General features: G+C 72.5%; 3 protein-coding genes. 1 reads left to right on the top strand and 2 read right to left on the bottom strand.

What is annotated here, in order from left to right; all coding sequences use genetic code 11:
• Positions 1–1440, bottom strand: coding sequence for a cryptochrome/photolyase family protein (locus ACIA5A_RS21485; protein WP_396765024.1), 1440 nt, complete (start codon positions 1438–1440; stop codon positions 1–3).
• Positions 1441–1487: 47 nt separating this feature from the next.
• Positions 1488–2015: a winged helix-turn-helix domain-containing protein gene (locus tag ACIA5A_RS21480; RefSeq protein ID WP_396765021.1), complete on the bottom strand. Its 528-nt coding sequence runs from the start codon at positions 2013–2015 to the stop codon at positions 1488–1490.
• Between the two features lie 259 nt (positions 2016–2274).
• On the opposite strand from ACIA5A_RS21480, the gene ACIA5A_RS21475 reads away from it, so the two are divergent.
• Positions 2275–6666 (top strand): S8 family serine peptidase, encoded by a 4392-nt coding sequence (locus ACIA5A_RS21475; RefSeq protein WP_396765018.1) that lies wholly within the window; start codon positions 2275–2277, stop codon positions 6664–6666.
• The last annotated feature ends 114 nt before the right edge of the window (positions 6667–6780 follow it).

Raw genomic sequence — 6780 nt, 5'->3', positions numbered from 1 at the left:
TCAGGGCGCCTCGTCGCCGCGCTTCTCCTCCTGGGCCAGCACCGCGTCGCGGCGCTGCGGGTCGGTGCGCTCGGCCAGCTCGGCGGCGAGGCGCGGGTCGGCCGCGAGCCGCTCCCGGTTGCGGTGCAGGAACGCCTCGAACCCGCCGGTGTACGGGCAGGCGTCGTCGCCGAGCACCTCCTTCGGCGCGTACCGGCAGCCGCCGCAGGGCGCGCCGGACCGATCCAGGTGCGCGCCGTCGAACGCCCACGGGTGGGTGTCGATGCGGGCCAGGTCGGCGTACTGGCTCATGCCGATGACCGTGGCGTTCATGACCCACTCGGCGCCGTCGACGAAGCTGCGCCGGAACCAGTCGGCCAGGTCGGCGGGACGCCAGCCGCGTTGCAGGCCGTAGTTGCCGAGCACGGTCAGCCGCGCGGTCTGGTGCGCCCACCCGGTGTCCCGCACGCCGGCCAGCACGTCGGCGAGACAGCGCGCCTCCACCGCGTCCGCGTCGAGCCGGTCGAACCACTCGGGCAGCGGCCCGGTCGCGCCGAGCCAGCCGACGCCCCGGTAGCGCGGCTCGAAATACCAGTAGAGCTGCCACAGGAACTCGCGCCAGCCGAACACGCCGCGCACGAACCGGTGCACCGCCGCCGGGGGCGCGGTCCCGTCGCGGCCGGCGCGCTCGGCAGCGCGAATCGCCGGCTCCGGGTCGAGCAGGCCGAGGTTGAACGAGGACGACAACACGCTGTGCGCGAGCCGCGGATCGTCGTCGCCGAGCACGCCCTCGGTGTCGGCGTGGGCGGGCAGCCGGTGGTCGAGGAAGTGGGTCAGCCGGGCCCGCGCCTCGGCGTGCGTGGCCGGGTAGCGGCGCGGCGCGTCCCGGCCCACGAACCGGATTCCCTCGGCCTGCCAGCGGTCCAGGTCGCGGCGCACCTGGGCGTCGATGTCGTCCTCGACGACCGGCGGCGGCGCCGGCACCTCGGCCGTCGTCCGGTGACGGGGCCGGCGCCCGGGCGGTGGCAGGTCCCGCAGCACGCCGTGCCGGTGCCGCGCCCAGCGGTAGAAGTCGGCCATCCGGAGCTGGCCGCGCCGCCGGTCGGCCCAGGCCGAGAAGTCGGCGCGGTCGGTGACGAAGCCGCGCGGTGGCAGCACGGTCAGCCCGTCGACGGTGCGGGCGAACGCGAGCGCCGCCCGCGACGTCGGGTGCACCACCTCGACCGGCTCGCCCAGGCCGGTGAGCGCCTCGCGGAAGGTGTCGGCGCGGACCAGCCGCGCGCGGTCGCCCAGCTCCGCGGCCCGGTGCCGCAAGGCGGACAGGATCAGGTGCGCCTTCTGCCGGTGCAGCGGACGGTGGGCGAACAGCGACCGGGTCTCCACCAGCAGGACGCGTTGCGCGTCGCCGTCGAGGAAGTGGGGACCCAACTGGTCCGCCAGGAGCCATCGCCACCGAGCCATGTCCGCCATCTTCCCCCGCCCCCCTGACGGAATTGCCGAGGCGGGCGTCAACCGCCGCGCACGCTCGGTCGACGGTGGTCGGTCAGCCGCAGCCCGACGCCGCGTACCGCGACGACGGTGACCCCGGTGCCCAGCTCGCCGAGCTTGCGGCGCAGCCGCTTGACCAGGGACTGCACGTCGGCGCGGCGCCGGGTCGGCGCGTCGTGCCAGACCGCGTGGTGCAACTCGGCGTAGCTCCACACCCGCACCGGCTCGGTGGTCAGGCAGGTGAGCAGGTCGCGTTCCAGCCGGGTGAGGGCGACCTCCCGGTCCCCCCAGCGGGCGGTGGACCGAGCCGCGTCGATCATCAGCGCGCCGTCGGACGGCGGGGCCGGCGGGGCCTTTTCCCCGGGGTCGATCAGTTCGCGCAGCTCGTCCAGGTCGGCGACCAGCAGCAGCGGCGCCACGCCGTCCAGCAGCTCGGTCAGCCGCAGCCGCTCGGCCGGCGACGGTGTCACGCCGATGACCAGCGAGAACGGATGCTCCGCCGGGTCGGTGCCGCCGGCAGAGGCGGTATTCGTGTCGTCGTCCGCCACCGCGCCCCCACCGTGACAATGACTGTCAACCGGGCCCTTGATCGCCAAACCTGTTGGTGACAATTTGCTCACGTACGGTCATTGATCGCCCATTGGTGTCGATCATAGTGTCCACACAGGTGGCCGGCGTAGACCCGCACGGCGCCTAGGGGGCCTGGGGGGTTCGTTTCAAACCGGTGTGACAAGTCGGGAGCGCAGTCTCCTGGCCCTTCTTGCCTGGCTCGATCATCCGCGGGTCGTCCTCGAGGAGGCAGCACCGATGCTGAGACGTCCACACCGAAGGGGTCCGGCCGGGCGGCTGGTGAGCGCGGGCGCCGCCCTGGTGCTCGCCGCGACCGCGCTGGCCGCCACCGGCGCGCCGGCACAGGCCGGCACCGGCGCCGGCGCGTCGGCCGGCGACAAGATCCGTCCCGAGGTCACCCGCCAGCTCCAGGGCAAGAGCGAGGGCGACTTCTGGATCCACTTCGCCGACCGGGCCGACCTGGGCAAGGCCACCGCCGTCAAGGACTGGAACGAGCGGGGCGCCGCGGTCGCCGCGACGCTGAAGAAGACCGCCGCCGACAGCCAGGCGAAGATCCGCGCCGAGCTGGACCGCTCGGGTACGACGTACCAGACGTTCTGGGCCACCAACGCCATCAAGGTCACCGGCGGTTCGCTGACCATGGCGCAGAACTTCGCCGCCCACACCGAGGTCGACGGCATCTACGCGCCTGTCGCCTACGAGCTGCCGAAGACCGTCCCGGGCACCAACGAGAAGTCGACGAACGCCCTGGAGTGGGGCATCGCCAACATCAACGCCGACGACGTCTGGTCCCAGTACGGCGTCAAGGGCGCCGGCATCACCGTGGCCAGCATCGACAGCGGCGTGCAGTACGACCACCCGGCGCTGGTGAACTCCTACCGGGGCAACAACGGCGACGGCACGTTCGACCACAACTACAACTGGTTCGACGCGGCAGGCGACTGCGCCACCGCGCCGTGCGACTCCGACGGGCACGGCACCCACACCATGGGCACCATGGCCGGCTCGGACGGCGCCAACCAGATCGGTGTCGCCCCCGAGGTCAAGTGGATCGCCGCGAACGGGTGCTGCCCGACCGACGCCGCGCTGATCTCCTCCGGGCAGTGGATGCTGGAGCCCACCGACCTGAACGGGCAGAACCCGGACGCCAGCAAGCGGCCGAACATCATCAACAACTCGTGGGGCACCACCCAGCCGTCCAACGAGCCGTTCATGGAGGACGTCACCAACGCCTGGACCGCGTCCGGCATCTTCGGCGTCTGGTCCAACGGCAACAACGGCCCGTCCTGCCAGACCAGCGGCTCACCGGGCAGCCTGGCCAGCAACTACTCGGCCGGCGCGTACGACATCAACAACAACATCGCCAGCTTCTCGTCCCGGGGCACCGGGCAGAACGGCGAGATCAAGCCGAACATCTCGGCGCCCGGTGTGAACGTGCGCTCCAGCGTGCCGAACAACTCGTACGCCAGCATCAGTGGCACCTCGATGGCGGCGCCGCACCTGGCCGGCGCGATCGCGCTGCTCTGGTCGGCGGCGCCCACCCTGGTCGGCGACGTCACGGCGACCCGCGCGCTGCTGAACGACACGGCGGTGGACAAGGCCGACACGCAGTGTGGCGGCACCGCCGACGACAACAACGTCTACGGCGAGGGCCGGCTCGACGCGCTCGCGCTTGTCGCCGCCGCCCCGATCGGCGACAACGGCACGCTGGCCGGCAAGGTCACCGACGCGTCCGGGGCACCGATCGCCGGCGCGACCGTCACCCTGACCGGCGCGGCGGACCGCACGCTGACCACCGGCGCCGACGGCACCTACTCCTCGCTGCTGCCCGCCGGCGACTACCAGGTCGTCGTCTCCGCCTTCGGGTACGCGACCCGGACGCTCACCGCGACCGTCACCAAGAACACCACCACCACGCTCGACGTCACGCTCACCGCGGTGCCGAGCGTCACGGTCGGCGGCCAGGTCACCGACGGCTCCGGCCACGGCTGGCCGCTGTACGCGAAGGTGAGCGTCGAGGGCACGCCGATCTCCGACTACACCACGCCCGCCACCGGCCGCTACAGCCTGAAGCTGCCGGCCGGGGCGACCTACCGGCTCACGGTCGAGCCGCAGTACGCCGGCTACCTGACCGTCACGAAGGAGGTCACGGTCGGCGCCGGCAACCTGACCGCGAACGTCGCGGTGCCGGCGAACCCGGAGGCGTGCACCACCGCGCCCGGCTACACCACCAGCTCCGACGGCGTCTACGAGACGTTCGACGGCACCGGCGTGCCGGACGGCTGGTCCGTGGTGGACAACGCCGGCACCGGTCAGGTCTGGGAGTTCGACGACAAGGGCGAGCGCGGCAACCTGACCGGCGGCAGCGGCAACTTCGCCATCATCGACAGCGACAACTACGGCAGCGGCGGCCGGCAGGACACGTCGCTGGTCAGCCCGGTGGTCGACCTGACCGGGGTGAGCGCCCCGGTGATCCGGTTCAACCAGGACTACAACTGGCTGAACAGCGACCGCGCGGACGTCGACCTGAGCCTCGACGGCGGCACCACCTGGAGCAACGTGCTCCGGCAGGCCGCCGACGTGCGCGCCAAGGTGACCGAGGTGCCGATCCCGCAGGCGGCGAACCAGTCGCAGGTGCGGGTGCGCTTCCACTACTACGAGGCGAGCTGGGAGTGGTGGTGGGAGGTCGACAACGTGCTGATCGGCAGCAAGCTGGTCTGCAAGCCGGTCGACGGGGGCCTGGTCCTCGGCCACGTGCGTGACAAGAACGACAACGGCTACGTCAACGGCGCCACCGTGACCAGCAAGGACCGGCCGGCGGAGAAGGCCACCACGGTCGCCACCCCGGACGACACCGAGCTGCCCGACGGCTTCTACTGGATGTTCTCGTCGCTGACCGGCACGCACCCGTTCACCGCAAGCGCCGGCAACTACGTGAGCCAGACCAAGCAGGTGGACGTCCAGACCGACTGGGCCACCACTGCCACCTTCCAACTGGCCGCCGGCCGACTGTCGGTGCAGCCGACGTCGCTGACCGGCACGGCCCGGATGCCCAGCGGCAAGGTCAGCAAGACGTTCACGGTGACCAACACCGGCGGGGCCCCGGTCGACGTCGAGTTCTCCGAGCGGGACGGCGGGTTCGTGCTGCAACGCGCGGACGGCTCGCAACTCTCCGAGCAGGCGCTGCTCGGCTCGACCGGCGCACCGGCGCAGCGACTGACCGCGGCGACGTCGCTCGCGGCCCGCTCGTCCGGCAAGTCGTCCACCTCGGTGGCGGCTCCCGCGCCGGCCGCGGACCCGTGGACCGCCATCCCGGGCTACCCGGCGAACGTGATGGACAACCGGGTCGTCACCGTCGACGGCAAGGTCTACTCCATCGCCGGCGGCGACGGCACCACGTCCAGCGCGAAGAACTACCGGTACGACCCGGTCGCGCAGTCCTGGTCCGGCATCGCCGACCTGCCCGGCGCCCGTAACGCCGTGACGGCCGGCGTGATCGACGGCAAGATCGTCGTCACCGGCGGCTGGGGCGCCTCCGGCCCGGACGCCGGCACCTGGTCGTACGACCCGGCGGCGAACACCTGGACGCCGAAGGCGGCCAACCCGGCGCCCCGGGCGGCGGCCGGTCAGGCGGTCGCGGGCGGCAAGCTGTACGCGATCGGCGGCTGCACCACCGCCAACTGCCTGCCGATGTCCAACACCGTGGTCCGGTACGACCCGGGCGCCGACTCGTGGGAGACCCTCCCGGCCTACCCGAAGTCGGTGGCGTTCCTGTCCTGCGGCGGGATCGACGGCGTCGTCTACTGCACCGGCGGCAACGACGGCACCAACTCCCAGAAGGCCGGCTACGCCTTCGACCCGGCCGCCAACGCCTGGACCGCCATCCCGGACGCGCCGGCCGACAACTGGGCCTCCTCGTACGCGGTGGCCAACGGCAAGCTCCTGGTCGTCGGCGGGTCGCAGGGCGGTGCCATCACCAACGCCGGCTTCGCGTACGACCCGGCGACCGACTCCTGGGCCAACCTGCCCAACGCCAACGCGCCCCGCTACCGGGGCGGCGCGGCCTGCGGGTTCTACAAGGTCGGCGGCTCGTCGGGCGGCTTCACCGCCACCAAGGACAGCGAGGTCCTGCCCGGCTTCGGCGAGTGCGCCGAAGGTTCGGCCGACGTGAGCTGGCTGACCGTCGACAAGTCGAAGGTCACGCTGGCACCCGGTGAGAAGGTCACCGTCACGGTCGGCATGACCGCGAACGTGGACCAGCCGGGCACCTACTCGGCGTCGGTCGTCATCAAGGAGAACACCCCGTACACGGTGGCGCCGGTGGCGGTCACCATGATCGCGCAGCCGCCGACCACCTGGGGCAAGCTGTCCGGCACGGTCACCGGTCGGAGCTGCCAGGGCGGCACCGCGCCGCTGCCGGGCGCGACGGTCCAGGTCGACTCCTGGGCGAACTCCTACACGTTCACCACGGACGCCGACGGCAGGTACGCCTACTGGATGGACCGGCGCAACAACCCGCTCACGTTGATCGTCGCGAAGGACGGCTGGAAGCCCCAGACCCGCCAGACGAAGATCAGCTCCACCACGCCCACCGTGGAGGACTTCACCCTCTCCCCCACCCGCTGCTGACCCACGCAGCGGCCAACCCCGGCGGGGCCCCCCCCGGCCCCCCCCCCCCCCCCCCGCCCCCCCCCCCCCCCCCCCCCCCCCCCCCCCCCCCCCCCCCCCCCCCCCCCCCACAAG

The sequence above is a fragment of the Micromonospora sp. NPDC051300 genome (assembly GCF_044455315.1).
GTDB classification, from domain to species: domain Bacteria; phylum Actinomycetota; class Actinomycetes; order Mycobacteriales; family Micromonosporaceae; genus Micromonospora; species Micromonospora robiginosa.
The sequence above is the reverse complement of the archived record's forward strand: the minus strand, read 5'-3'. Positions and strand labels throughout refer to the sequence as shown.

What these genes read in the sequence shown, in the direction of transcription:
- ACIA5A_RS21485 (WP_396765024.1), bottom strand. Translation starts at nt 1,440, where the DNA reads ATGGCTCGGTGGCGATGGCTCCTGGCGGACCAGTTGGGTCCCCACTTC.
- ACIA5A_RS21475 (WP_396765018.1), top strand. Translation starts at nt 2,275, where the DNA reads ATGCTGAGACGTCCACACCGAAGGGGTCCGGCCGGGCGGCTGGTGAGC.